This window comes from Candidatus Aramenus sp. CH1, from assembly GCA_022678445.1.
In the GTDB taxonomy this organism is placed as follows: Archaea; Thermoproteota; Thermoprotei_A; order Sulfolobales; family Sulfolobaceae; genus Aramenus.
In genome coordinates, this window is the sequence record JALBWU010000004.1 from 1 (window position 1) to 26,089 (window position 26,089).

General features: G+C 48.5%; 22 protein-coding genes. 12 read left to right on the plus strand and 10 right to left on the minus strand.

Translation table 11 applies throughout. The features are described 5' to 3' along the window. The first annotated feature begins 341 nt into the window (after positions 1-341). Both MPF33_02955 and acs read left to right on the plus strand, forming a co-directional pair. Positions 342-2,657, plus strand: a complete 2,316-nt coding sequence (locus tag MPF33_02955; protein MCI2414204.1) for a hypothetical protein — start codon at positions 342-344, stop codon at positions 2,655-2,657. Between the two features lie 212 nt (positions 2,658-2,869). Continuing rightward, on the plus strand, positions 2,870-4,810 hold the full coding sequence (gene acs, locus MPF33_02960) for an acetate--CoA ligase (protein ID MCI2414205.1): 1,941 nt from the start codon (positions 2,870-2,872) through the stop codon (positions 4,808-4,810). On the opposite strand, the gene MPF33_02965 is transcribed toward acs, so the two are convergent. Beyond that, positions 4,807-5,415, minus strand: coding sequence for a hypothetical protein (locus MPF33_02965; protein ID MCI2414206.1), 609 nt, complete (start codon positions 5,413-5,415; stop codon positions 4,807-4,809). The two genes, acs and MPF33_02965, sit on opposite strands and share 4 nt — an antisense overlap. Positions 5,416-5,612: 197 nt before the next feature. Between MPF33_02965 and MPF33_02970 the strand changes: the two genes are divergently transcribed. Beyond that, positions 5,613-5,987 carry a hypothetical protein gene (locus MPF33_02970; GenBank protein MCI2414207.1) on the plus strand — a complete coding sequence of 125 codons (375 nt, stop codon included), beginning with the start codon at positions 5,613-5,615 and terminating at the stop codon, positions 5,985-5,987. An 85-nt stretch (positions 5,988-6,072) separates the two neighbouring features. Here MPF33_02970 and MPF33_02975 read toward each other — a convergent pair whose 3' ends face one another. The 4 genes from MPF33_02975 to MPF33_02990 form a co-directional block, all read right to left on the minus strand. Further along, positions 6,073-7,233 (minus strand): MFS transporter, encoded by a 1,161-nt coding sequence (locus tag MPF33_02975; protein MCI2414208.1) that lies wholly within the window; start codon positions 7,231-7,233, stop codon positions 6,073-6,075. Positions 7,234-7,319: 86 nt separating this feature from the next. Next, entirely contained in the window at positions 7,320-8,258 is a 939-nt protein-coding gene (locus MPF33_02980; GenBank protein ID MCI2414209.1) for a sulfur oxygenase reductase family protein, read from the minus strand. A gap of 118 nt (positions 8,259-8,376) precedes the next feature. Further along, positions 8,377-10,569, minus strand: a complete 2,193-nt coding sequence (locus MPF33_02985) for a GNAT family N-acetyltransferase (protein ID MCI2414210.1) — start codon at positions 10,567-10,569, stop codon at positions 8,377-8,379. Then, entirely contained in the window at positions 10,556-11,497 is a 942-nt protein-coding gene (locus MPF33_02990; GenBank protein ID MCI2414211.1) for a D-glycerate dehydrogenase, read from the minus strand. The genes MPF33_02985 and MPF33_02990 overlap by 14 nt, the downstream gene beginning before the upstream one ends. A 212-nt stretch (positions 11,498-11,709) precedes the next feature. On the opposite strand from MPF33_02990, the gene MPF33_02995 reads away from it, so the two are divergent. Genes MPF33_02995 through MPF33_03010 form a run of 4 tightly spaced genes read left to right on the plus strand, consistent with a single transcriptional unit; the run spans position 11,710 to position 15,123 of the window. Next, positions 11,710-12,897 carry an MFS transporter gene (locus MPF33_02995; protein MCI2414212.1) on the plus strand — a complete coding sequence of 396 codons (1,188 nt, stop codon included), beginning with the start codon at positions 11,710-11,712 and terminating at the stop codon, positions 12,895-12,897. Positions 12,898-12,957: 60 nt separating this feature from the next. Beyond that, a complete protein-coding gene (locus MPF33_03000) occupies positions 12,958-13,350 on the plus strand; it encodes a universal stress protein (GenBank protein MCI2414213.1) in 393 nt (130 codons plus the stop codon). Positions 13,351-13,399: 49 nt separating this feature from the next. Further along, entirely contained in the window at positions 13,400-14,350 is a 951-nt protein-coding gene (locus tag MPF33_03005) for an ATP-binding cassette domain-containing protein (GenBank protein MCI2414214.1), read from the plus strand. Positions 14,351-14,358: 8 nt separating this feature from the next. Next, on the plus strand, positions 14,359-15,123 hold the full coding sequence (locus tag MPF33_03010; protein ID MCI2414215.1) for an ABC transporter permease: 765 nt from the start codon (positions 14,359-14,361) through the stop codon (positions 15,121-15,123). A gap of 37 nt (positions 15,124-15,160) precedes the next feature. Here MPF33_03010 and MPF33_03015 read toward each other — a convergent pair whose 3' ends face one another. Further along, positions 15,161-16,549 (minus strand): APC family permease, encoded by a 1,389-nt coding sequence (locus tag MPF33_03015; protein MCI2414216.1) that lies wholly within the window; start codon positions 16,547-16,549, stop codon positions 15,161-15,163. 161 nt (positions 16,550-16,710) lie between these two features. Next, a complete protein-coding gene (locus tag MPF33_03020; protein MCI2414217.1) occupies positions 16,711-17,043 on the minus strand; it encodes a hypothetical protein in 333 nt (110 codons plus the stop codon). 107 nt (positions 17,044-17,150) lie between these two features. Between MPF33_03020 and MPF33_03025 the strand changes: the two genes are divergently transcribed. Then, positions 17,151-17,927 (plus strand): cytochrome C oxidase assembly protein, encoded by a 777-nt coding sequence (locus tag MPF33_03025; GenBank protein MCI2414218.1) that lies wholly within the window; start codon positions 17,151-17,153, stop codon positions 17,925-17,927. A gap of 56 nt (positions 17,928-17,983) precedes the next feature. Here the strand turns inward: MPF33_03025 and MPF33_03030 are convergent, their stop codons facing one another. After that, complete coding sequence (locus tag MPF33_03030; protein ID MCI2414219.1) at positions 17,984-20,260, minus strand: tRNA(Met) cytidine acetyltransferase TmcA; 2,277 nt, start codon at positions 20,258-20,260, stop codon at positions 17,984-17,986. Positions 20,261-20,294: 34 nt separating this feature from the next. Further along, the gene (locus MPF33_03035) at positions 20,295-20,657 is read right to left on the minus strand and encodes a hypothetical protein (protein MCI2414220.1); all 363 of its coding nucleotides are present in this window, start codon (positions 20,655-20,657) and stop codon (positions 20,295-20,297) included. A 37-nt stretch (positions 20,658-20,694) separates the two neighbouring features. Between MPF33_03035 and MPF33_03040 the strand changes: the two genes are divergently transcribed. Further along, complete coding sequence (locus MPF33_03040; GenBank protein MCI2414221.1) at positions 20,695-22,125, plus strand: gamma-glutamyltransferase family protein; 1,431 nt, start codon at positions 20,695-20,697, stop codon at positions 22,123-22,125. On the opposite strand, the gene MPF33_03045 is transcribed toward MPF33_03040, so the two are convergent. Further along, entirely contained in the window at positions 22,082-22,990 is a 909-nt protein-coding gene (locus tag MPF33_03045; GenBank protein ID MCI2414222.1) for an ATPase, read from the minus strand. The two genes, MPF33_03040 and MPF33_03045, sit on opposite strands and share 44 nt — an antisense overlap. A gap of 55 nt (positions 22,991-23,045) precedes the next feature. On the opposite strand from MPF33_03045, the gene MPF33_03050 reads away from it, so the two are divergent. The 3 genes from MPF33_03050 (at position 23,046) to cas4 (ending at position 26,060) form a co-directional block, all read left to right on the plus strand. Beyond that, a complete protein-coding gene (locus MPF33_03050; GenBank protein MCI2414223.1) occupies positions 23,046-24,203 on the plus strand; it encodes an NAD-dependent epimerase/dehydratase family protein in 1,158 nt (385 codons plus the stop codon). Positions 24,204-24,280: 77 nt separating this feature from the next. Beyond that, a complete protein-coding gene (locus MPF33_03055) occupies positions 24,281-25,468 on the plus strand; it encodes a glycosyltransferase (GenBank protein MCI2414224.1) in 1,188 nt (395 codons plus the stop codon). Beyond that, positions 25,458-26,060 (plus strand): CRISPR-associated protein Cas4, encoded by a 603-nt coding sequence (gene cas4, locus MPF33_03060; protein ID MCI2414225.1) that lies wholly within the window; start codon positions 25,458-25,460, stop codon positions 26,058-26,060. Before MPF33_03055 ends, cas4 begins: the two co-directional genes overlap by 11 nt. Positions 26,061-26,089 lie beyond the last annotated feature (29 nt).

Consider the following 26,089-nt stretch of genomic DNA (forward strand, 5'->3'; position numbering starts at 1 on the left):
CACAACTGCGGTTTTGACGCTTCCGGAATTGCGGGAGTAATCGGGGCTCCTCATCTTTAGTTCACCAAAGAAAGCGCCATAAAAGGAAATCGTTTTCATGTTAAAACCTTAACCCCGCCAGGCGAGGTTTGTCTTCTTATTTATCACAACACTCTGTTTCTTCCTATCACAGTTTTGCACGACTTTTCAGGTTCCGCTGGCCGTAAGTCGTCGTATTTCCGCGACATAAGTAGACCCCCAATTTTTATACAATTTTCAAAGATTTTAGAATAAAATTTTGCGAAAGTAAGATTTGGGTAAAACCTTTTAAAAGCTAGTGCCCCTTCCCGTTTAGACCTAAAATGGACGTAAAGATAGTAGGTTTCGCGGTAGTGTTCGTCATACTGTTAATAGCTGCACTGGCAGGTTTTTATGAATACTCTACAGTATCGGGCAAGTATACCTCTCTCCAGTCCTCTTACAGCTCCGCTACCAGTCAACTTTCCACGCTGGACACTAGTTTAATGTACGCCAAGAACAATGAGTCGTACTACATGAAGCTAGCAGAAAACAACTACACTGCGTACACGAAGCTGGAGGCTATGTACTCTGCCCTCGAGCACAACTACAGCATGCTAATGCAGATGTACAAGGAGCTGGAGGCCAACTACTCTCAAGCCGTTGTTTCCCACGTAGGAGCCCAGTACCTTGAAGGAGCTTCGCTTGACACGGTCTACTTGGTCTGGGACGGCATCGCGATAGAGAATCCCAACGACGTCACCCCCTACTTGGCCCCCAACTTCACTGCCAAGATTACGGGAGTGCCGTTCCCCGGTACTTACAACCTCCAAACATTCAACACAACTTGGCTGGCCAACTTCTTCGGTACATATGAGACCGTCTACTTCTACACTACGGCCCTACCAACGGTTACTCAGGAAAATAACAACACGTTCGTTGTCTCCGCTGTAGTACAATACTTCGTAGCTCCAACGCAAGACCCCGTGTACTTGCAAGTGTTCAACGCGTCCTTTACCGCTACAGTGCAAATAATTAACGGAAGGCCATTAATAACCTCTATAACGTGGAACGGCAACGAGGTACCTCCGTCTGCCGTAATTGCCGGATATCCATCCCAGCACCAGCTAGAGGGTAACGTAGTACTATCTGAGGTCTTATCCGAGATCAACGCCTTGGGAGCCGAGTTTGCCCCCAACGTGATAGCCCAGAACTTCGCGCCCAGCGCCGTACTTAACATAACTGGCCCCTTGCCTCCAGGACTGAAGAACGGTACCTACACGGGGTTGAACAACATAGAGAACTTCTTCAGCCAGTGGGACAGCTACTTCATCTTCATGGTTGAGTACTCCCAGAACTTGTTGCCCAACGGCACCGCAGTGCCTCCCTCCATGAGCGTAACCTTAATGCCTAACGTGACGATGGCCGTAGTCAAGGCAAACGTTACCCCGTTCATAGGGTTTGTGAACCAGGGACAGCCCGGCTTCCCAGGGATATACGACATACACGTGGACTTGACAGCGTACTTAGCGTACAACTCAACTACAGCGAGCTGGCAGATAGTTAAGGAGGACTGGCAGACGAGTCTCATACCAATACAGCAGGACACTGTGTTCTACAACTTGAACACGCCGACCTTCAACGTAGTGGCTGAGAGCACAGTCGCCGTAAACGCAAGCAAGGGCGCAGTGGTGCAGGCAGGGAACATAGTCACAATAGTCCAGCCAGGGACTTATGCTGAGCTACCAAACGGCTCTCTTCTATCCGTGTACAACTTCTCCTTAGTGATAATGAGCGTACAAGCAGTGTACTCCCCGCCAGGATACATGAACTTGACCCCCACATACGCGTTTGCCTTCGCCATCAACGGCCACATATCCCCGCTGTACTCGTTGGTAACTGCAAACAAGGTAGCAAGTCCCGCAATAACCATAGTCTACGCCCCAGACACGTGGACCACCTGGACGTGGTTTGGAGGGACGTTTAACGGTACGACCTATATAGGAGGTAGCTACAAGTTCGCTGACCACTGGATCTACGGTAATGGAGTCATGGTCAACGTGCAGTTCTTCAAGCCAGTAATATGGATATTCGAGGCCTCCCAGGCTCCAGTTGCCACTCCTCCAACTCCAGCGACCGTCTCCGTGGGAGAAGCCTATGGCCTAACCCCTGTAAACGCTTACACGTACACCGTTAACGGGAAGGAGGGCGGAGTAATAGTGGCTGGAAACATCATCGTCGTTATTAAGCCAGGAACGTACGTGGAGACCCCACAGAAGCAGAACTTGACCACCTACAGCTTCTCCGTAGTGTTCTACGCCACCAGCGGATTGCCCAACGCACCTACCGGACAAACTCCCTTCCTAGCGTTCGCTTACGCATTTAACGGAAACGTGAACTTCAGCTATTACGCCACCCAGCCTTTCATCACGATAATCACTACGCCGAGCCAGGGAGCTGAGATGTGGACGTGGGGGGCTAAGGGTTACTTGTTCCAAGACCCAATACTGGTAGGCAACGGGACAGTGATCAACTTGACATTCTTTAGACCAGTTCCGTGGATACTTACCCTCCCAGAGCTGACCACCACTACGTCGATGAGTACTCCTTCAACTACGAGTACTACTAGCTCTACTACTACCACTCCCTACTGGGGGTAAAATCGAAAATCGCCAATCCTCTTCCTATTTACTTCAACTTTTTTCCCTTTGTTTTAATTTTTCGTATTTTTTTAAGGAGTGATTGTAAACATTGCTGAGTACCTTCACATACCACAACACTTATTTGAGAGAGAGTAGACACAATAAGCGTCTTAGACTTGTATCTAGCAGAAGAGAAAGATTTTTAGACATTATAAAAACTCCTTTTAAATATGTCACAGCAAGAAAACCTTCCCTTCGAAGAACGCTACTACCAACCGCCCTATAAGGCACTATACAAGGAGTCCATGGAGTACCCCGAGAAGTTCTGGCACAAAATGGCCCAAGAGCTGGAGTGGTTCACCCCATACGAGAAAGTGTTGAACGACTCTAACGCTCCCTTCTTTAGGTGGTTTGATGGAGGCAAAATAAACGTAACCTACAACGCGCTAGACAGGCACTTAAAGGAAAGGGGGAACAAGGTAGCTCTCATCTGGGAAAACGAGAAGGGAGAGAACAGGTCGGTCTCTTACCTCCAGCTCTACAACGAAGTCAACAAGTTCGCCTACGCATTACAGCAATTAGGCGTCAAGAAGGGCGACAGGGCGGTCATCTACTTGCCATTAATGCCAGAACTGCCCATAGCAATGTTAGCCCTAGCTAGGATAGGGGCAATCCACAGTGTAGTTTTCTCCGGCTTCTCCGTGCAGGCACTTGTGGACAGGATAAACGACGCCAAGGCTAAGTTAGTGATCACCACTACCCACACGCTTAGGAGGGGCAAGAGAGTGGAACTGAAGGGCATAGTTGACCAAGCGGTCGAGCAGACACCCTCCGTAGAAAAGGTCCTGGTGTTAAAGAGAGACGAGGAGCCTAAGGTAAACGAGAAGAGGGACGTCATATACCAAGAGCTTACCAGGAGGATGTCCTACAAGAAGGTCGAACCAGAGGAGACCTCAGCCACAGACCCGCTCTTCATCTTATACACCTCTGGGACTACGGGAAAGCCAAAGGGGATCTTCCACCTCCACGGAGGTTACGGGCTATGGACTTACCTAACTACCAAGTGGGTGTTCGACTTGAGGGACAACGACGTCTTCTTCAACACGGCCGACATAGGGTGGATAACCGGCCATTCCTACATAGTGTATGGCCCGTTACAGAACGGGGCTACTACGCTCATGTACGAGGGAGTTCCGGACTACCCAGCCCCTGACAGGTGGTGGGAACTAGTTGAGAAGTACGGAGTAACAGTCTTCTACACGTCGCCCACGGCAATTAGGACGCTGATGAGGTATGGCGAGGAGTGGGTAAAGAACCACGACCTCTCTAATTTAAGAATCCTCGGTAGCGTCGGAGAGCCGATAAACCCAGAGGCCTGGAGATGGTACTTCAAGAACGTTGGTGGGTCGCAGCTCCCCATAGTCGACACCTGGTGGCAGACGGAAACTGGAGGCATCATGATATCGGCTACCCCTGGACTAGGCAACTACATGTTGAAGCCTAGCGCCAACGGCCTCCCCTTACCGGGAGTTGACGCAGACGTAATAAATGAGGAGGGACTGCCCGCAAGGGCCAGGGAGAAGGGATACATCGTCGTGAAGAGGCCGTGGCCAGGGATGTTGGCAGGGGTGTGGAACGACCCAGACAGGTACATAAAGACGTACTGGTCCAAGTTCCAAGGGCTATACTACCCAGGGGATTACGCGGTGAAGGACGAGGACGGGTTTTTCTACATTCTAGGGAGGGCTGACGAAGTGTTAAAGATAGCAGGGCACAGGATAGGCACTAGGGAGATAGAGGACATCTTGATATCCCACCCCGCAGTCGCGGAGTCTGCAGTGATAGGCGTACCAGACCCGGTAAGAGGAGAAGTAGCCGTAGCTGCAGTAGTCCTGAAACAGGGACATTCCCCAAGCGAACAGCTGAAGAAGGAGCTTGAGGACTACGTGAAGAAGAACCTCGGGGCAATTGTTGTGTTCAAGGGCATATACTTTGTGACGAAGCTTCCCAAGACTAGGTCAGGGAAGATAATGAGGAGGCTAGTTAGGGCAGTGATCTCAGGGCAGACCTTGGGAGATACGTCAACGTTAGAGGATGAGGCTTCAGTGGAAGAGCTGAAAAAGGCAATAGAGGAGTTCGCCAAGGAGATAAGGGAACAGCAGAAGCTCTAAGAGTAGCTAATACTTACCTTGTAAGTCCCTTTTTTAACCAAGTAGTTCATGGCATCGTTCCCCTCTAAGTTGCCACAAGCCACTGACTTCATTTTTCCCTTCTCGAACACAATTTCACACTCGTCAACTTTCACCTTGACTTCGCCCTTGTACTCCTTGCTCTGTTCTATGCCCTCGTTTATCAGCGATGGTAGGTCTTGGAAGACGTACATTTGGGAGCTGCCTGCCAGCTTTTCCGCAAAGTGATTTAAGAAGACCTTCATTGGCGTCCTTGCGAGCCTTTCAAGGGGACCCGTGTAATCCCCCCTGATGACTACGTCTACCTTGCCCTTTGACGAGTAGACCTCCACAGTAAAGGAAAAGGTGGCTTTGGGCCACCTCATTTCTCCCCAGTGTCTAACCCCGTTCAAGTACCTCTCCCTCGTCATTAGGAACTTGAACTTCATGAACACGCGGAACTCGGCGTAGTAATGGAGCTCGTCCACTTGCTCTATCTTCTTCAGGAACATCCACCACTTAATCAAGTTATTAACGTCGAATACCTTGTCGAGTATTTCCTTGGAGTCTACGCCCTCAATTGTTGTAGATACACTCTCGCTAATCACATATAATTCTTTAAATTATAAAATTATAAAAGTTTTTCTTACTTATCTACATTTCTAGCTTTACGCTATGTTTTAGTTTAAAATGTACTAATTAGTTTAAGTTTTCTTAATTTTGTCGAAAGTATTTAACTATGTTTGATATAACGAAATAAGCCTATCATGACTAAAAATATAAACGCGAATTGCAAATGACAGACATGCTGAGGCCGTTAATAGCAATCGACCTAAACTCTAAGATCGATTACTTGAAACTCTACAAGTTTGTCGAGAAACTGTTGAAGAAGTTCAAAGTAGTGGACGCTGTGTTCATAATAGATGACAAGAGCATACTCGAGATAGACAGCAATAAGGTGTTTAAGGTCTCGGACTCCTACTCCCTTGTAGAGGTCGTAAAGGAATTAAGGGGAATATCGGAGCATAAGGGAAACTTGGACTTGAGGAGTCTCGTCACGCTAAAGGAGGAGCTAAAAAGGAGCGTTGTAGTCCTGGTCAGCGATAGAAAGGCGAAGGCCTCTGACAGTCTTTTCTTCGTATTTGACGGACAGAGAATTAGGACGCTTAGCAGTAATTAGGAGACTAGAAGACCAAAATTATTAATTTTGAGTAATTCCCAATAATTTCTGAGTTTTAACTTCTGTTTCACAACAAATCAAAAATTTAGACTCGCTTTGAAATTATTTCGTCGTTCCAGAACACGACAAAGAACGTTATTGCAGAGGCTATAACTGGGATTAACAGTACAAGGAAGGACATTCTAAGCCCTATAACCTCCGAGAGAGCTCCTACAGCTACGGGCACTACGAAGAATAGGATGTTATTGTACGCCAAGAAGTAGGAATTCACGGCGTTCCTCTCTTCAGTCGTAGTTGCCCTAGCTATCATTATTGTAGACATCGGGAAAATGGACCCGTGTGGTATTCCCAGCAGTGCCATGAACGCTATGAATATCATGTAGTTTGGGGAGATCACCATACCAGTGAGACCTACGACCGTTATGATAATTGAGACCAGCAAAGGAAGCCTCAGCGACTCAAACTGCCTAATGGTCATGAACAGTCTAGTGAGGAAAGAAGTAGTAAAGAAGGGTATATAGGAGAAGTAAGCCAAGCTCTTGGGAAGGCCTAGGACCTCTATGCCGTATATTGTGAGGAACGCAGTAAACGCCGCGAATGGAACATTGTAAGTGGTAATTGAGAGGATAGAGGAGATGAACCCCTTGTTCCTCAAACTTCCAACTCCCTTGACCTCCTTCTTGGTCTCCGGGAACTTGACACTCCACGACAGTATGAAGCCTAGGATAGAGAAGGGTACAAAAGCGAGAAATACGTCCTTGTACCCAGCTCTAGAAAGTACGTAGCTCTCAATTGAGGGACCTACTATTAGGCTAATACTCAAACTAGTCGAGTAAAGGGAGAGCAACCTCTCAGCCTGTTTCCTGTTGTCCACGAGTGAGGCAGAAGTTATGAGATTTGGCATTATGAGGCCAAAGGCCACTCCTGCCACAGCAGTCACTGCCCAGACTGTGACCGATGTAGAGAAGTAAAATCCTAACAAGAGAACCGTTATCGTGAAGTTAGAGATTATAAAGGCCTTTCTCCTTGTAGAGGAGGAAAGGCTTGGGTTAATGTACGACGTTGAAATAAGGGTGGTTAGGAAGATGAGGGCATCTATTACTCCCGCCATTAAGTTACTAAAACCAAATACGTACTTAGAAAGAGGAGATATTGTAGTAGTGACCATGTTATTGGTTGCCCTGTTTGCTATCGTTATCAAGGAGAGCGTCAACGCCATGTATACGAAAGACCTTTTGTCGCTCATGGTAATTTAAGTAGATAACACTGTTACTTAAAAAACTTCCCCTCAAGTTTAAATGAAATTAAAAAAAGATAACACGTTGAAAACGCTTAGGAGTTGCTGTACTCTTGGAGGTACTCCCTCCAGAAGGTGCCCTCCATTACGGGGCTTATTATTCTGATGTATGGACCGTAAACTAACGTGTCTACCGCTTCATCGTGAGTCCTCCTAGTCTCTGGTTCTAGCAGAACCCTTCCCATGCCGAACTGTAGAGCGTCAGCGTTGGCCCACTCTACGTGAACTACGTACTGCTGTGGAGTAGGTTTAGCCTCGGTAACTTGGTACTGAACGTTGTTGGGGTCTGGCTCAATTGAGCCAGGGCTCTCCAACAGTTCGTGGAAGCCCTTTGCTCCGAACTGGAAGCTCCCTATTCCTGAGACTCCTATCTCCTTCAGCACCATTGCGCCAAGGAAGCCTGGCGCCTTCTTCAGTAGCTTTAGAGTCTTCACAACTGCCTCCTCAAACTGCTTCTCCTTTCCAGGGATTACGGAGTGTTCCGCGAATGCGACTACCCTCTTCCCGTAGGGCTGTGATATGACCGGTATTTCCAATGGTTTGCCCTCAGCGAACTTCTTGCCCACTACAGCCGTGAAGTCGGTCATCTCGGTGTTGATAGGCATATCTGCGTAAACGATCTCGTAAATGGGCTCCCAAGGTCCCCATACCATTTGCGAGGCGCACGAGTAACATAGCCTGAACAAGTAGCTCCAGTTCTGCCTATGCATCTCCTCGTGGTCTTTCCAGTGCCTCCAGAAGGTGTACTGAAGTACCCTAACCGTACTGCTCTCCTTAGTCATGTCGGGCTTCGCGCCACCGTATCTCTGCCCAAAGGGGAGAACCCCTATCTGGATGTGGTTTTGGAATCCCACGAAGCCCGGATGCCTTGCTGTCACCATACATACCTTAGGACCTACTGAGGCGAACATCTCGAAGGTCTTTGGTTCGTTCTTGAGGTCTGCCATGTTTATTGCCACATACGGTCTAGCCATTTTTGTTCACATATATATACTCTTGTTTTACAGTTATTTAATTTTATTTAGTAAAAAGTATATATAGTATAAACAAGTAAAAGTAAGGGTTCTTGGGTAAATTATAATTCTGGGGAAACTAGAGATTTACCTTGTCCTCGGTCTCGGGATAATAGTGGGAAAGGATCTTCGATATGGCTTCCTTTGCCTTCTCCTCCACATCTCTAGGTTTAAGACCTAAGTAGATCCCAGCGTGATACCAGCTCTTCCCCTGAAAAGACCTCGAGAACAACGAGGCTAGGGAGACCTCGTCTACGTTAATTGGCTTCTCGTAGAAGTACTTCTCCGCTAGCAAGTGGATCGACTCCGAGGCCGTATTAAAGGCTATCTCCCCATTGAGGTAAGCTAAGATCTTCGCCTTGTGTATCTCCGCTAAATCCCCTGTACCAAGCGAAGGAGTTGCCAGAAGGATCTTTATTAAAGCGAGGGGATTAACGTTAAAGTAAACTTGATGTGAAGTCCTCAGAATCTTTTCCTTTAGTAGGATAGATAACGAGGACTCTAGCCTTTTGCCCTCTTTGGAAACCCCCTTCATTACTATTACGGAGTAGCCTCCTAAGCCTTCGTTTTTCCTCGACGCCAAGTAAACTGGAGTGTAACCGTTCTTGAGCCAGAACCCCAGAACCTTTACCTCGGCAACGAAAGAGGAGCCAATCCAGTCAATCCCAGCCCTTGCCCCTTCCTTCTCTATTTTCCTCAACAACGCAGAACCGTGACCCTGCCCTTGTAACCCAGGGACTACTGCTATCCTCATCACCCTCCAGCCCTTAAGTTTTCCGAAGTTTGCCGCCCTCATGTACTTGATTATCCTGTGAGGGATCAAGTTCCCCTCATTTCCTTCTGAGTGCATTATCGCCACAACTTCTTCTTCGTCCAGTCCGCCCTCTTCTACTACTTGTCCTATTGCGACGCCCGGGAGCTCCACGAAGACCCTCTGAAAGGCCAGGTCTCCCAGCACCATTAGGTCGTCAGGGGAGTTCCTGTAGTGGGCAGAAACTAGGACGCTGTAGACCTGGCGTAAGAACTCGTCGTTTGAGAACATCTCCTCCTGCGTTATTTCCCTCACTCCACCAGAGGCATTCACGTCTTCGGGCTCGGCGTCCAAAAGGAAAGCGTCGTACATTAGCCTTTCCAAGGGGTCGCCCTTGGCAAACCTTATGGGAAAGCTCAGCTTTACCATCTGGGTGGCGACCTTCAAGTTGTTCACGTATTTGAGGAAGGACTTGCCCGAACCCTCGTAACCGTGGACAGTAGTCACCAGGACCACTTTCTCCCACCTCCTCATTATGAGGTCTAGATTCTCTATGCCAAGCGCAGCTGCCTCATCAACCACTATCAGATCCCCGTCCTCATCCTTGGCGAGGTCTGGGGCCAACCACCTAAGTCTCGAGTTCCCTATCCTCAACGACATTACCTTCCCATCCCTCGATTCGTTGAGCTTCACCTTCACGTTAAACGCCTTGGCTCCTCTCAAAACCGCGTTTATGACCTCTGAAGACGAGTAGTACGATGGGGAGGTCAGAACAATCGATGCCCCCTCGTCCTGTTTCCTGACCATGAACCACGAGAGGGCTAGCCCAACAGCGAAGCTTTTCCCCCTCCCCCTCGGCGCAACCACTGAGAAGACCCTCTTGCCACCTTCCTCGACGAAGTTGAACTCCTCCAACACTTTAGCTTGGTCGTCGGTTAGGCACAACTCGTAGAGCCTCTTAGGTATGCTAAACCCTCCCTTCTTCTTAGGAAGGGACGTCTCAGCAGACGAGAAAGGGTTAACCCTCTCTTCGTTGTCGTCCACGTATATAACTCCCCTCCTAGTTTTAGCGAGCCTTATGAACCTCTCCTCAAATAGGTCCTTTACCGCTCCCTTCCTGGTCAAGGACGACTTGTAGAGCTTGTTTGCCTTAATGTCGTCTGAGTAAAGTAAAACAATCCCGCCCCCTCTGGCCATGTCGCTTAACCTCGCTACATAGTTGGGCCTAAAGTCGTCAACGGCATCGAGCACTACTACGTCGAAGGTGCTGCCCAAGTACCTCTCAGAGGAAGAGTAGTCTATGTCGACTAGCTCGCCGTGAAGCTTCTTGAACTCCTTAAGCCTTTCCTTACTGCCCTCGACCCAAGGATGAAAGGCATAGGCTACCGTGACGCTTTTGTTGAAGCCTAGGTACTCGTCAAGCACCTCCAGCGCCTTATTGAGGCTCTCCTTGCCTTGGAGGAAAAAGAAGTACCTATAGAACCCCTTCTTGGCGTCCTTGAACAGCTCAAGGAACTTCATAGATGGGCCTCTCTCCCCTTAAGGCAAACAACAAGTTCTTTACCGCCACCTCCGCCATCTTCTCCCTAGTCTCCCACGTGGCGCTGCCGAGGTGGGGCGTCAGTACAACGTTGTCGAGCTTTACTAGTTCGTTGTCCGCGCCAATAGGTTCCCTCTCAAAGACGTCAAGAGCCGCTCCCCTTATCCACCCCTCCTTGAGGGCCTTGACCAACGCCTTCTCGTCTACCACAGCGCCCCTTGAGGCGTTAATTAGGAATGAGCTTCTCTTCATCAGCCTTAGCTTTTCCTCGTTGACGAGGTGGTAGGTGGAGGGGTTTAAATCTACTGCGATCACCAGATAATCGGACTCCCTAAACAAGGTATCCACGTCTACGAACTCCCACTCTACGTCGTGGGGCCTCCTGCTGTTGTAGATAACCTTCATGTCAAACCCCTTTGCCCTCTTCGCCACTGCCATCCCAATCCTCCCCATGCCCAGAATGCCAAGAACCTTTCCGTGAACCTCAGTCCCCAACATGAACGTAGGGTACCAGGGGGTGTTCCACTTGCTCTCCCTGATCAGCCTATCCCCCTCTACTATTCTCCTGGCCACTGCGATTATGAGGCCGAAGATTAGATCGGCGGTGGCGTCGGTTAGGACCTCGGGAGTGTACGTCACGGTTATCCCCCTTTTCTTAGCGTACTGTACGTCTATGTGGTCATATCCTACGCTGTAAGTACTGATTACTCTTAGCCTAGGGGCTAGGTCGATGACCTCCCTGTCAACCCCCTCAGTTAAAGTCACCAGAATTCCGTCCTTATCCCTCACGTGCTCTATGATCCACTCCCTTGGGGGAGGGTATTCCTTGTCCCATATCTCGACACTGACGTAACTGGATAGATGGTCCAACCACTTGCCCGGGAGTTGCCTAGTTACTAGGACTTTCATATGTGTATTTTCGCGGTATCCTATATATTAATGAGGAAGGCACTGGAACTCGTCTTGAAACGTCATTTTAATTAACTAAAATTTATTTAAACGAAACGCAGTTGCTGTGAATTACATTTCAGATTTTTAAATATTTCTAGTCGCATAAAAGCTACAATTTTCTGTGATAAAACCTGAAATCCTTATATTTTAATTTAAGAGGAAGGTCTTCCATGAGACGGTACGTACACGCCACCATAGCGTCCACGCTGGCGTGGGCAGGAAACATATACGACCTCCTTCTAATCACCTACGTCTACCCCTACCTATCCTCAGCGTACTCACTGAACTTCTTCGCACTCTCCGCCCTCTTCGCTTTAGGCCTTATTGGGAGGGTAATAGGCGGACTCGCGTTTGGGAGGTACGCTGACGCGATAGGTAGGAAGCCAGTGCTCATCATAGGTACCGGGGGATACGCAGTATTCCAGGGAATAATGGCCTTCTCGCCTAACGTTTTCCTCCTTTTCGCCTTTAGGTTACTTGAAGGCGTGTTTATGGGGGGCGAGTGGACAGCAGGGACCGTGATAGCTTACGAACAAGCACCGACCTCGATGAAAGGCGTAGTGACCGGGATAGTTCAAGCAGGGTACGGGATAGGCTACGCCTTGACTGGCGCTACTTACCTCCTTTTCCTCCCAGTCATACACACCGAGTGGAGGTACTTCCTCCTAGTGGGAGCTTTACCCTTGCTGTTAGTTCCCTATATACAGTTTAAGGTATGTGAGTCCAGGAGCTCAACGTCTAGCGCCTCTGTAAAGTACAAAGATTACTACCCTGTGCTAGTCAAAGCAACGCTTGGCATATCGGGCATGTTTGTTGCCTACTTTTCGCTCTTCGGGAACTACCCAGTGGTGGAAGAGTACTACTCTCACGTAAGCCCGTCAGAAGTGGGCGATATCCTCACAGTGGCTAACTTATTACTCGCGGTGTCCTTCGTGTTGTTTGGCAGGCTGGCGGATTACGTAAACAAGAAAAAGCTCATATACGCAGGGCTAATTGGCCTCCTAGTCTCCCTGCCTTTTGCTGTGCCGGGCTTAGCACCAGTTAACAACGTCGCCATCTATCTGGGTACTGTAGTATTCGCGTTTTCCACTGGATTCTGGCCCCTCATGCCCCTTCTGGTTGCAGAGACCGTACCCCTAGAGGTCAGGGGAACCTTGTCTGGCTTCGCGTATAACTTCGGGAGTTTTGTCGGAGGAATGGCTAACATCGTCTTGGGATTCATAGGCTCAGCGTTTGGGATGGGGGCCTTGGCAAAGGCCATTGACGGCGCGGGCATGCTGGCCATCGCTGTAGTTTTGGTCAGCGTTATAACGTGGCCCAAGAGCGGTAGCACTGCGAACGTAGTGAGTAACGGGTGAAAAAGTTTTATTGAATACGTCAGTAATATTTAAATTCTATTTATAACAATTATTCTCTATATGAAAATAGTTTTAGCGTACGACGGATCTGAAAACTCTAAAAAGGCACTAATTTTTATGCTGAGGTTCGTAAAGAAAGAGGACGAGATACACTTCGTCACTGTGGTTAAGGAAGCCCCCAAGTCCCCAGAACAGGTGATAATAGAGTCCGAGGAAAAGGCGGAAAAAATGTTCGACGAGATCAAGGAAGAGGTAGTGGGTTATAACGTGAAGACCAAGATCCTCGAGAGCAACGACGTCCCAGACGCCATTATAGAGTATTGCAAGCAAGTAGGGTGCAACTTGATAGTGACGGGAAGCAGAGGACTTACCGGAATAAAGAAGGCAATACTCGGGAGCGTCTCCTCTGCCCTTGCCAGCAAATCTCCGTACCCCGTTCTCATCGTCAAATAAGATATATCTTTTTCACTAGCTTTTTTAACCAGATGACGAATACTATTTTATGAGTTCTGTTATCGCTAAGGACCTTACAAAGAAGTACGGCGACTTCGTCGCAGTAGATCACATAAACTTCGAGATCGAGAAAGGGGAAATATACGGGCTGTTAGGCCCAAATGGAGCAGGTAAGACTACGACGATAAAGATGCTCACTGGTCTGACTCCTCCCACGGAGGGAGACGCAATAGTAGCTGGCTACAGCGTGAGGAAACAGCCCCTAGAAGTGAAGAGGAGGATAGGCTGGATCTCCTCGGAAGTGATACTCGATGACGAGCTCACCGCTTGGGAGAACTTGGAGATCCAAGCTAAGTTACAAGAAGTAAAGGACTGGAAGGAGAGGGCATTACAGCTCTTGGACTACTTCGGGATAAAGGAGTTCAAGAACAGGAAGGCCGGTAAGTTCTCCACAGGCATGAGGAAAAAGCTCGAGATCTCCATGGCCCTCCTCAACTCCCCAGAGATAGTCTTCATGGACGAGCCCACCATAGGGCTTGACGTAAACACCAGGACGTCCATGTGGAACTTGATAAGGCAGATCAACAAGGACTACTCAGTGACGGTCTTGCTGACGACCCACTACATGGAGGAAGCTGACTCCCTGTGCAATAGGATAAGTATCATAAACAAGGGGAAGATCATAGCCACGGGATCTCCAGAGTTTCTAAAGGAGAAGTACGGGGGCGACGTAATCGAGATAGAGCTAAGGAGGGATGTAGACGTGAAGTTGCCCTACGAAGTGACAAAGAAGGACGGAAGACTGAGAATCAAAGTGCCAAGTGCTGAGAACGCCATCTTGGAAGTTGTGAACGCGGTGGGGAGCCAGAATATAAAGTCGTTGAAGTTCAATAAGTCCAGCCTCGACACAGTGTTCATAACGCTAACTGGAGGTAGCCTTGAGGAAGAGGAGTTAGACGCCAGGAAGTTCTACGCGATGATAAGGAGGGCTAGAAGGTGAGGGAAATTATGGAGAAGTTTTCCGCGCTGTACTTGAGGGAGATGAAGAGGGTCTACAGGAGCGTGTATATGTGGATAATGTTAGTGTCTCAACCAATAATGTGGCTCATATTCTTTGGCAGTAGCTTCTCCCAGGTCCCTTCCCAGTTCTTGGAGACCTTCTTCCACACCACCAACTACATAGCCTTCATACTCCCAGGGGAGCTATCAGTATCTATGCTGTTCGTGGGGATGTTCAGCTCCATGAGCTTAATTCAGGACAAGAGGTTCGGTTACCTAAAGAGGGTAATGGTAACTCCTACGCCCAAGTACGACGTGTTCTTGGCAAAGGTCTTCGGTGGGGCAACTAGGGGCTTAATCCAAGCCCCTATCATGATAGTGGCGAGCCTAGCTTTGGGCGTTTCCCTAAACCTCTCTCCTTTGTCTATAGCCGTACTGTTCCTGAGCTTATTCCTAATTGGAATAGGTTTCGCTTCCCTCTACTCAATTTTGACAATTAAGACGAGTGACTGGCAAGCCCCTGGTGTAGTCGCTAACCTCATAAACCTTCCCCTCATGTTCTCCAGCACTGCGCTCTTTCCCAAGACGTTCTTCCCGGACTGGTTAAAGACAATAAGCGACGTAAACCCAATTAGCTACTCGGCCGAGCTCGGTAGGGAGGTACTTTTGAACGGAGACCCAAACTGGGCTTACTTGGGCTATTTGGCGATATTTTCGGTAGTAATGATGCTATTGGGAACAGTAATAGCTAATAAGGAGCTGCAGCCCGAGTAAAAAGACAAACTCAAGAAAAGATGGGGGAACTTCTACCTTATTTCTTTATCCTTTCGATGTACTCATCTATAATGATTAGCTCGTTGTTCTCGTCAACCACAAGGCTTCCTGGTCTTCCCTTCCTTCCCAAAATCGAGTACCATAGAACAGCTATTGCCAACACAGTGGCCAAATAAGAACTCTGCAGTAGGTCAGGGGCTTGAAGCGTGTTTACTATTCCCCACAAGTTAAGGGAAGTAGCCACAATAGGTATTAGCAAAGTGGCTAAGCTCAATTGCCTAATCCTGTAGTAAAACACTGGAACGCCAAAACCGTCGACCACTCTTCCCGTAAGCCACAGGAGCCCGCTAATCAAGCTGACCTCTTGGAAAGCCTGGTCTATGCCAACTGCTATGATTGAGCTGACCGTTACTGCCGCTGTAATTCCTCCAACAAAAAGCGTTGCTACTATCGGTTCTCCAGCCCTATTAACTCTCGAAAAGACCTTAGGTGCAGCGTTCTCCCTGGCCAGGTTAAACAGTATCCTGGCTGCGCCTACGGTAGTTCCAATGTTAGAGGAAAGGAGGCTGTTTATTGAGAGTATTAGCGCTATGGCCATAGGTATGGAACCGAAGTAGAACATCTCGTAAAGCAGGGGCTGAGGGTTGTTAGCTAGGGCAGTTAAGGAACCATTCCATAACGCGACAAGGGCATAAGTGCCCAGTAACATAGTTATTCCTCCAATGGCGAGGGCCATCCACATTCCCGCAGTCACATTCTTCGTGGGTTTCTTGGTCTCCTCCCCCAAGTAGGTGGCTGCTCCGGCTCCAGATATGCTTACCATAGAGAGGACGAAGGCCTCAGCCAAGTTTTGGGCGGGGGTATTAGAGGGTGTAAAGTAGTCTGGGTGGAAACCACGTGTCAGAGACAGGCCAAAAAGCACAACTAAAAGGACTGCCTCCAAGGTAGCACTTATTGACACAACGTAACCTAGTAGTTGTTTAACGTGAGTGAGCGAGATAAGAGTGGGGTATAGTACTCCTACTGCGACAACTAGATAGCCGACCCAAGATGGAACGGAGTAGCCCAGCAACGACAGGGCTATCGAGAACAGGAGGTATATTGTAATGGAATTTACGGCGTTCAAGAAGGAATAGGCAAAAGCTTCCGTTATTGCCTCAAAGAACGATATCTTCTTGGATTTCCACGCACTGTACCCATAAGTGTAATAACCACCCGCTGATGCCAGCTTACTTGTGTATCCAGTAAGGGTAAATATCCAGAGAGCGCTTCCCAACAATGCAAGCAAAGTCGTGAAGACGACTGAGTGACCTGCGTAAAGTATCGCAGCAGTGGTAGTAGAAACTACACTGCCTAATGGTGCAGTGACTGCCATGGCTTGGCCATAGGTCTCCTTAAGAGAAATTGATCCCTTTGAGAGCCTCATATTCTCCCTTTAAGCTTTTCGTTCCTAAAAGTTTAAAAAATTTCCCTTGATTCTTCGCGTTAACTTCAGCAAAGCTTAAAGGGAGATTCCCTTGAAAAGAATAGATTTGGCTTAAATGGAAATAAAAAATTATTTAACCATAAATCTATGTAAGATAGAAGTTATTTGGCAGTGCTTGTTGCCTCTTTTTTACCTTCTGCAACGCAACTTTTTAAGGTGTCCTTAAGTTCCTCAAACCGTATTTTCATCTCAGGGGGAAAGGGCTTCTTTGGCTTAATCGATTCCAATATCTGGACTGCCTCATTTACTAATTGTAGTGAACGATTTATATCGGATGACTTGTAGGCTTCTTTTACTTTCTTCACCGCGTTCCTATAGTTGTTGAGGTCTTCCTCTGTGACTTCCCCGTTCTTTACCAAGAACGTCTCCATGTCAGCCGTAACTAAGGGAATTAGAAGGTCTATCGCAGTCCACAGTTTCTCGTACACATTCATTAAGAGAAGATTTAGATATGCTAATTTTATAAATCTTAGTTGAAATCGGATGTTAGTTAATTTTTTTCTTCATAAGCTTTTTAACGAACTTTTCGAAGCTTATAGTCATGATATATCAGTTGAGCATTGTCGCTTCGATCCTTGCAGGAATGACAATAGTTTTGGGCGGAATAGTGGAGGGCTACGGATACGGCCTATCCCTGGGAACAAACTGGCCATACACCAGGGACATACTAGAATTAGCAGCTAAAAAGGATCCGGAAGCCATACATAGGATATCTGCAACTTTAGTAGGGCTTATTTCGTTAGGTTATTTAGTAGTATACCCTTCATTAATAACTGTCTTGGGATTCGTAGCCGTAGTGGCTACGGCACTCCTAGGGATGGCCACTCTTTACGTCTTGGTCGGAAAACTGCCCGCTATCTTCCAAGGGCTCCACGACATAGCCGCATACACGACGTTCGCCATATACCTTCTCCTGTTTCTTCAAGGGATCGGCTACAACGTAAACGTAGTGAACTTCCTACTCGAGGCAATAATTCCACCACACTTTCTATACTTCGTGATATTCATGGGAGGAGTGGTGACTGGTACTAGGAGGATGAAGTACGAGATCGGCAATCCCTTTAGGCCTAAGAACAGGATCCAAGTTAGCTGGCTCATTCACTCCGTGTTAGCTGGCATATTCGTAATAGCCGTTGCGGCATTGCAATACTGGCTTACCCTGCTGTTTACAGTAATAGAGGTAGTAGCAGGATTATATGTGCTTGACACCGCTAACAGGAACCCATCAAAGCCTGGGATCTCCGTTGGGCTCCACCAGCTCTTTTCCCTTCTTGTAGTGGTAGCAATAATACTTAACAGCTTAGGCATAAACTTGTAAACTTGAAAATAGATCAGTTGAGGTGCATGAAATCACCTTTCATCCCTTTTTTCTCATCACATTTCGTTTATGCTAACTCCCACATGGGATTCGACGTCCAAGTTATAATACCTTTTACTCAAGGTCAATATACTACTGTAGATCAGCTCTGTTATCCTTGTCCTATTCATCCCTAGGGTGGACGACAAGTACCTCCAAGGCTTTCCTTGAAGTACTTTGCCTATGAGTACTATTTCCTCCTCATCGTCAAGCCTCCAGTCCCTTTTAGCGTCCCAGAAGTACTTTAGCGTTAACATATGAATAGCGTCAGCAGAGGACTCATAAGGGCTTGTCCCCTGGAGGAAAGCGGTCAGCTTCGCGAGGTATATTTTGTTGAGCTCTATGTCCCTATGTGCCTTTATAGAGTCTAGGAGAATCCTCGCTAACGTTGGGCTCATGTCGTAGTAAACGTCGAAAACGGTGTTTAGCAACCTCTCCTTAAGCACTTCTTGAGCGATTGCCGTTATCTTCTTGGCTATCTCAGATACTGGCTTAATGACCACTACTGGGTAGTCGCCGAACTTCTCGTTCCTCTTTGGCGACACATGAACTGGAACAAAGCCGTTCCTAGTCCAGAAGTTTAGCACGTAGGGATCTCCCATGAATGCAGAGCCCACCCAGTCTACACCTTCCTCTTCGGCCTCCTTGACTACCATTTCCAAGAGCTTGCTCCCTATGCCCTTGTTCTGTAGCTCTGGAATAACGGCGATCCTGACTATCCTCCAACCTTTGAGCTTTCCAAACTCCCTAACCCTTATGTGCTTTAACATCCTGTCGGGTATCAGATCGCCATCAAAGGTCCCTCCCTTAAGCGCTAACTCTATCATGGGGTCTGAAAGGTTTCCTTCCTCCGACACTTGAGCTACAGCTATGTAGGAATCCGAGTAAATCGCCTTCACATGATGGTGGACTCCGTCTAACATTATCATGAGGTCGTCTGGATTGTTCCTGTAGTGGGCGGAGACCAGTATGCCGTACACTTGGGATAGGACATCATCAGAGGAGATAAGAGCCTCCTTTGACAACGTCTCATAGTACATCTTGGCTAGGTCTTCCGTGGGTTTCTTGGGCTCTGCATTGAGCATGAGCGCGTCGTAGAGCCAGGCCTCAATAGGGTCTCCCTCGGCGTACCTAAGGGGCTTCTCCATGGTGAGCCACTTGACGTTCTGCTTTCTCTTTTCCAGCATGTTCCTCAGGTACTTGAGGAACGACCTGCCTGAGCCCTCGTAACCGTAAACCGTAGTAACTAGGACTACTTTTTTCCAGACTTTCGTGGCCATGTCAATGTAGTTTATCCCAAAGGAGGCAGCCTCGTCCACCACGAGTACGTGCCCTTCGTCGTTCAGAGTGGCGTCTGGCGGTTCGTAATAGACCTTGAAGCCGACCCCCTCAATTGACCTTATGGCACCTATGTCTGATTTCTTTACCTTGTGCTCTATTCTCAAGGCGTCAAGGCCTAGCTTGAGGAACTCCATTATCTGCGACGACGAGGATATGGAAGGTGCAGTAACGGCCACGTGGGTCTTGAAACCCTCCTTCATGTTCACGTAGATGACGCCGGCAAGGCCCAGCCCAGTCACCGCGCTTTTACCCCTCCCCCTCGAGGCGGTAAGCGCCAGTACCCTCTTACCTCCCCTGAGGAGGTACTGGAAGCCCTCTAGCACCCTGTTCTGGTCCTCGCTGAGGGCCATGTTGTGGAGCTCCACGGGCATTACAGCCTTCTTCGGAACCACACCGTGGGGCTTCTCCCCGAGCTCCCCATAGAACGGGTTGGCGAAGTACCCAGCCTCGTTAGCGATAAACGTACCCTTATGTTCCATCAACTTCCTCTTGAACCTCTCCTCGTAGTAGTCCTCTACTTTATCTTCCTTGATAATGCTGTTCTTGAAGAACTTGTCCCTCTCCAGTCCGTTCGTGTAAAGAACTGCAAGTCCCCCTCCCCTCACCAAGTCGACTAGCCTGCCCACGTAATTTGGTTGGAAGTTGTCCACTAGGTCTAGGATTACCACGTCGTAGGTCGTCCCCAAGTACCTCTCGGAGGACGAGTAATCCACGTCCTCTAGGTCCGGGAATACGCTCCTAACTGCCTCTAACCTTTCCTTTGATTGTGATGCCCAAGGGTGGAAGGCGTAGGCGACTTTGGGGCTCTGGTTTGCCTCCTTGTAAAGCCGTAGGACGTCCAAAAGGTCCTGCATGTAATCCTCTTTCTCTATATAGACAAGGTTCCTGTAGTACCTCCTCTTACCGTCCTCCAAAGACTCCCTTAGCTTTTCGAGGAATTCCTTCTTCTCCACTAGTTACAATGCATGGGATGACTTATAGGTTCTGCTAAAATGAGCCAAGACCTATCTCTCTCCTTATCAAAAGGAGGTCTTCCCTGTTTAACTTGACGTCCAATTTGCCCTCCTCCGAGAAGTCCTTAGCTACGAACACTACCCTTATGAACCCACGCTCGCTCACCTTTTGGACGAAGTTCTTGTCTATGTAGTACTCTAGGTAAAGGGGATTGTTAACGTCGTCCTTTACAATGTTCCTGAGCACGATCTCCTTACCTTCCCTGTCCACCTCTATGTCAACTGGTGGGTTTGGAACCCTCGGGTAGTCCTCGGTCATACACACCACTACGTTTTCACAACACACTACGCACCTTCCTTCGTCAAGGCTCTTTTTAACTTCCTCCGGTATTTCCAACTCAAAGTATTTATTAGCCGTGGTTTAAAAAACGTATATGATCTCGGCTTCCGGCAAAAAGGTCGTAGCCACGCAGAACTACTTAGCCAGCTACGTGGGCGCAAAGGTATTGGAGAACGGAGGGAACGCCTTCGACGCCAGCATAGCTGTAAGCGCCGTCCTGTCGGTAGTGATGCCCCACACCAGTGGGCTAGGAGGGGACGGGTTTCTATTGGCGAAGACCTCTGAGGGAATAATAGCCTATAACGCGTCGGGGTGGGCCCCCAAGGGACTAAAAGCTGAAAAGATAGGCGTTAGGGACGTTAACTCCATAGTAGTCCCGGGTCTAGTGGACTTGTGGGACTTCCTCCAAGAGTACACGACAAAGCCCTACGAGGAACTCCTCTACCCTGCAATAAAGCTGGCAACTGACGGCTTTAACGTGGGCAGAAGCTTACACAACGCCATCAAGGGTTACTCTGGGAACGCCGAGTGGAACGCCACGTTTGGGGGCAAGTCGTTTTCCGACGTAGTTAAGATCCCAAAACTTGGCAAAATCCTAAAAGAGGTGGCCAAGGACCCAAGGAGCTTTTACGAGAGCGTGTCCGAGAGGCTAGTAGAAGGACTTAGGAGGGAGGGAAGTCCCATGGAGGTGGAGGACTTCTCCTCGTTCAGAGGAGAGAAGGTTAAGCCGTTAACCGCAACTTACAGGGGTTACACGCTTTACGAGATTCCGCCCAACTCTCAAGGCGTCACAACCTTGCAGTTGTTAAAGATGGTGGAGATCTCTGGGATAAACGCGAGGCCCTTTAACGACCGCGAAAGGATAAAGAGGCACGTAGAACTCTCGGCTTTGACTTACGAGGACAGGAACAAGTACGTGGCGGACCCGAGGTTCTACGACGTACCCAAGTTCCTCCTAGATGAGGACTACTTGAGGAGAAGAATGAGCACCCTGCCTCCCATCTCTGAGGTAAAGGATGGTGACACTACATTTTTCGTGGTAGGAGACGGGGAGAACGAAGTGGGCTTTGTGCAGAGCCTTTTCCACTCCTTCGGTTCCGGGATCATGGTGGAGGGGGTAGTGTTCAATAACAGGGGACACGGCTTTACTACTGGATCAAACAAGCCCGAGGGCAAGAAGAGGCCTATGCACACGCTCTCAATCCTCCTGGCGGAGAGGGGCGAGGAGACCGTAATAATAGGTTGCGCTGGCGGAGATCTGAGGCCCCAGATACACGCGGAAGTCCTAGAGAACTACGTTGACTTCGGCATGGAAATAGACGAAGCTGTGTTTGCACCGAGGTTCATGTACTTGGGTGACAAGGTTATTGCTGAGGCCGAAATAAGCGAAGGTCTAGTAAACGTGGGACACCTATCCCACCAAGTGGGTATCGTTCAAGCTATGAAGAAGAAAGGGAACAACTACGTTGCCGTAGCTGACCCTAGAAGTGAAGGGGCGGCTCTTCCGGTTCACTTCCACACTTAGCCTCCTTAAATGCCAAGAGGACTGCTCCGTATTCCGCAGGTCTCCTGCTTAATTTTCCCTCAATACCAGCCTCACTCAAGAAGCCAATGAAGTACTTCAAGTAGAGTTCGGAGGAGAAAAGACCTCCCGAGAGGTAGGCCTTCCTCTCTGATATCTTCCTCGAGGCATAGATGGTAATAGACGACAGCTCCTTAGCGGCGTTGTATATTATCTCCTTAGCTATCGGGTCTCCCTCTGAGGCCGCCCTATCCACAACCTTTGCTAGGCCAGCAATCTCGTTAACCTTGTGTCCTTCGTGATAGGCCCACTTAATCAAATCGTCAAGGTCCCTTATTTTCATCTCCTTAAGCAGTATCTCTCCCATTTTAGTCATCTCAACCCTACCCTCTAGCATCTTAGTTAGCGTCCTCAAGGCCTTCCTACCTATCCAGTAAGAAGAACCGTCGTCCGACAATAGCCAACCCTCTCCCCCGTACTTGTACCTTCTCTTACCGTCGTATGCCACCACTACGCTTCCTGTTCCAGCTATGGTTATAACTCCGGGCTTCCCCCTGGTCTCAGCGTAAAGGGCTATGAAGGAGTCGTGCTCTATGATTATTTTTTTTCCTATGCCGTAGAGTGCCTTTGAGAGAACCTCGTAGTCGTGCCTTGAGTCCAGGCCGGCTAAGCCTATGCAGACCACGTCTGGGGTCTCATTATTAGTGGCGTGCAGTATGGCCTCCTTTATGTTCTCCAGAGCCCTTTCAAGGCCCACGTTGTGATAGTTCCCTGGACCGCTAACGTGATATCCTATTAACTTACCTTCACACGTGTACGCTAGGGCTCCTGTAGAGGTACCTCCCGCGTCTACACCCACCAAAATCATAATGTTAGATATTATACTCTATAGATTTTAATATCTGCGTTCTAGAGATAAAGCGATGAAGGTTCTAATACTTGGCGTAGACGGCTACTTGGGCTGGCCCCTAGCGCTTAGGCTGGGCGCCAGGGGACACGAGGTAATTGGCATTGATAACCTCTCAACTAGGAAGTTCTCAGAAGAGGTAGGGGCAGACTCGGCTTTTCCACTCCCTAATCCAGAGGACAGGGTAAAGGAGGCAAAAAGGCACTTAGGGATAGACATTAACTTCTACGTCAGGGACGTTAACGACTACGACTTCCTAAAGGAGGTCCTCAGAAGGCACAAGCCAGACGTGGTAGTCCACTTCGCGGAGCAGAGGTCTGCCCCATTCTCTATGAGGGACTACAAGCACGCAGTTTACACCTTGGAGAACAACTTGAGTAGCACGATTAAGTTAGTTTACGCAATAAAGGAAGTTGACCCGACCATTCACATTCTGAAGATGGGGACGATGGGAGAGTACGGCACTCCAAACTTCGACATACCGGAGAGCCCCTTCGTGGAAGTCGAGATAAAGGGAAAGAGGGACAAGATAATATTTCCCAGATGGGGAGGATCAGTGTACCACTGGTCAAAGATATTTGACACTGACCTCTTGCTTTACTTCAACTCGCTGTTTGGGATCACGGTCACCGATATAATGCAGGGCCCCGTGTATGGCACGAGGACTCAGGAGATCGTAAACGAGAGCCTTAGGACCAGGTTCGACTTCGACGAGACCTGGGGGACTGTGGTGAACAGGTTTTGCGTGGAGGCTATCCTAGGCCTACCTTTAACCCCATACGGTAAAGGAGGGCAGACCAGGGGATTTATATCCCTAGAGGACAGCATGGAGGCGCTGAGGCTCTTGATCGAGCACCCGCCAAAACAGGGAGAGTATAGAGTAGTCCACCAGTTTGCGGAGATATACAGCGTCAGGAAGATAGCTGAGATCGTTAAGGAAGCTGCGGAGAGCCTAGGAATAGAGACAAGGATACAGAACGTGGAAAACCCAAGGGTTGAGGCAGAGGAACACTACTACAACCCGGAGATCAAAGTCTTGCCGAGCCTAGGGTTCTACCCAAAGAAGAACTTGAAAGATGAAGCCAAGGCAATGATAGAGGACTTGTTGCCCTATAAGGAGAGATTAAATAGGTTCAAGCATGTAATAATGCCAAAGACAAAGTGGAGACAATAGAAGATAATACCTCAAACACTTCTTTTGTCTTAGGCGTGAACTAAGCATAAATAAAAAAGTTGTAAAGTAATAGGTTAATGTTGGATTATCTGATAGTCGCAGTGAGTTTACTGGTTTCGGCGTGGAGCGCTTACAATTCCTTTTTTGCCTTCCTTGGTATTACGTGGAACATCAACGAAAATAAGGTGAGTTCTGGCCCCTCGTTCTCAATAATAATACCAGCAAAGAACGAGGAGAGGGTAATAGGAAGGCTCTTGGACAGACTGGAAAATCAAGAATACGATAGGTCAAAGGTGGAGATCATAGTGGTGGAGGACGGTTCAACTGACAACACCCTCGGAGTGTGCAAGAACTACGAGATGACATACGATAACATCAAGTGCGTCCACCTAGAGTTCTCTCCCGTACCAAACGGGAAGAGCAGGGCTCTGAACTACGCGTTAAGGATTGCTCGAGGAGAGATTATAGGTATTTACGACGCAGATACCGTTCCAAGGCTAGACGCACTTTCCTATGCAGCCTCGAAGTTCCTCAACGACAGTAACGTAGGAGCACTACAAGGTAGACTCGTCCCAATTAACGTCCGAGAGAGCGTAGTGGCTAGGTTTGCCTCGTTGGAGGAGCTCTTTTACGAGTACTCCATCTCTGGAAGGGCGAGGCTCAACCTCTTTGTCCCCCTAGAGGGAACTTGTACTTTCATAAAGAGATCTGTGCTTGAGGACGTGGGCTTGTGGAACGAGTACACGCTGACGGAGGACCTAGACTTGAGCCTAAAGATAACCTCCAGGGGATATAAGATAGTCTATTCCCCTAACGTGATTGCTTGGAGGGAAGTGCCTACTAGTTTAAAGGCACTGATAAAGCAGAGGCTAAGGTGGTACAGGGGCCACTTTGAGGTATCGTTGAAGGTGCACAAGATCAGGCTGGACCCAAAGCTTATAGACGCCATGTTGATTATCGCAAGCCCGGTCTTCATGGTACTGAGTTTAGCTAACTACTCCCTGGTAATTCTCTACCCCTCGCAGGTATACCTTTTTGTCACAGCCATAGTCTCGCTTGCCTCCTTTACCTCCCTAGTCCTTGCCATCATGATCTCCAGAAAACACCTAATAGAGTTCGCCTTCCCCTTCCTGTCTATCGTCTACATGAACTTCGTGGCACTCCTTAACCTTTTCGCCATGTTCATGGAGGTCTCCAAGTTTCCCAAGACGTGGGTCAAAACTGAGAGGACTGGAGGCGTTACGGTGAGGATAGATGATAGTTGAGCTCTTAGCTAAGATGAAATTGCAGGACTTCCTAGCCCACCAGAGGGAGGATAACACCTTTTACGTCATCGACCTCATAAGGTGCCCACTAAAGACAGAGTACGAACAAAAGTACAGGGAGGTTGCGGTTAGCCAAGCCCTTACCCCCTCTACTATCTTAGGCGAGCTGGTTCATAGGGGGCTCGAGTCACTCATCCAAATTGAAGGGTATAACGTTAGGAGCGAGGTGGAGGCGGAGAAGGTAGTCAACGTAGGGAAAGAGGTGAAGATAAAGGGAAGGTGCGACATAATGCTAGAGAAGGACGGCGAGAGGATTATTGTGGAGATAAAGTCGTCGAGAAGCGACGTAGGAATACCTCACAAGCACCACGTCATGCAACTCAGGATCTACTTGTGGCTGTTTAACGCCAAGAAAGGGGTACTATTCTACGTAACCCCGGACAGGTTCACGGAGTACGAGGTTAACGAGCCAATGGACGAGGCCTCCATCGTAAACTTGGTACAGCAGACCTTAGATAAGAACCCTTCTCCGAGATTTCAATGGGAGTGCAAGTACTGTCAGTTTTCCATAATGTGCCCGAACAAGAGATGATTTTTATTTTTACACGTCACTAAATAGCC

What these genes read in the sequence shown, in the direction of transcription:
- MPF33_02955 (MCI2414204.1), top strand. Translation starts at nt 342, where the DNA reads ATGGACGTAAAGATAGTAGGTTTCGCGGTAGTGTTCGTCATACTGTTA.
- acs (MCI2414205.1), top strand. Translation starts at nt 2,870, where the DNA reads ATGTCACAGCAAGAAAACCTTCCCTTCGAAGAACGCTACTACCAACCG.
- MPF33_02970 (MCI2414207.1), top strand. Translation starts at nt 5,613, where the DNA reads ATGCTGAGGCCGTTAATAGCAATCGACCTAAACTCTAAGATCGATTAC.
- MPF33_02975 (MCI2414208.1), bottom strand. Translation starts at nt 7,233, where the DNA reads ATGAGCGACAAAAGGTCTTTCGTATACATGGCGTTGACGCTCTCCTTG.
- MPF33_02980 (MCI2414209.1), bottom strand. Translation starts at nt 8,258, where the DNA reads ATGGCTAGACCGTATGTGGCAATAAACATGGCAGACCTCAAGAACGAA.
- MPF33_02985 (MCI2414210.1), bottom strand. Translation starts at nt 10,569, where the DNA reads ATGAAGTTCCTTGAGCTGTTCAAGGACGCCAAGAAGGGGTTCTATAGG.
- MPF33_02990 (MCI2414211.1), bottom strand. Translation starts at nt 11,497, where the DNA reads ATGAAAGTCCTAGTAACTAGGCAACTCCCGGGCAAGTGGTTGGACCAT.
- MPF33_02995 (MCI2414212.1), top strand. Translation starts at nt 11,710, where the DNA reads ATGAGACGGTACGTACACGCCACCATAGCGTCCACGCTGGCGTGGGCA.
- MPF33_03000 (MCI2414213.1), top strand. Translation starts at nt 12,958, where the DNA reads ATGAAAATAGTTTTAGCGTACGACGGATCTGAAAACTCTAAAAAGGCA.
- MPF33_03005 (MCI2414214.1), top strand. Translation starts at nt 13,400, where the DNA reads ATGAGTTCTGTTATCGCTAAGGACCTTACAAAGAAGTACGGCGACTTC.
- MPF33_03010 (MCI2414215.1), top strand. Translation starts at nt 14,359, where the DNA reads ATGGAGAAGTTTTCCGCGCTGTACTTGAGGGAGATGAAGAGGGTCTAC.
- MPF33_03015 (MCI2414216.1), bottom strand. Translation starts at nt 16,549, where the DNA reads ATGAGGCTCTCAAAGGGATCAATTTCTCTTAAGGAGACCTATGGCCAA.
- MPF33_03020 (MCI2414217.1), bottom strand. Translation starts at nt 17,043, where the DNA reads ATGAATGTGTACGAGAAACTGTGGACTGCGATAGACCTTCTAATTCCC.
- MPF33_03025 (MCI2414218.1), top strand. Translation starts at nt 17,151, where the DNA reads ATGATATATCAGTTGAGCATTGTCGCTTCGATCCTTGCAGGAATGACA.
- MPF33_03040 (MCI2414221.1), top strand. Translation starts at nt 20,695, where the DNA reads ATGATCTCGGCTTCCGGCAAAAAGGTCGTAGCCACGCAGAACTACTTA.
- MPF33_03045 (MCI2414222.1), bottom strand. Translation starts at nt 22,990, where the DNA reads ATGATTTTGGTGGGTGTAGACGCGGGAGGTACCTCTACAGGAGCCCTA.
- MPF33_03050 (MCI2414223.1), top strand. Translation starts at nt 23,046, where the DNA reads ATGAAGGTTCTAATACTTGGCGTAGACGGCTACTTGGGCTGGCCCCTA.
- MPF33_03055 (MCI2414224.1), top strand. Translation starts at nt 24,281, where the DNA reads ATGTTGGATTATCTGATAGTCGCAGTGAGTTTACTGGTTTCGGCGTGG.
- cas4 (MCI2414225.1), top strand. Translation starts at nt 25,458, where the DNA reads ATGATAGTTGAGCTCTTAGCTAAGATGAAATTGCAGGACTTCCTAGCC.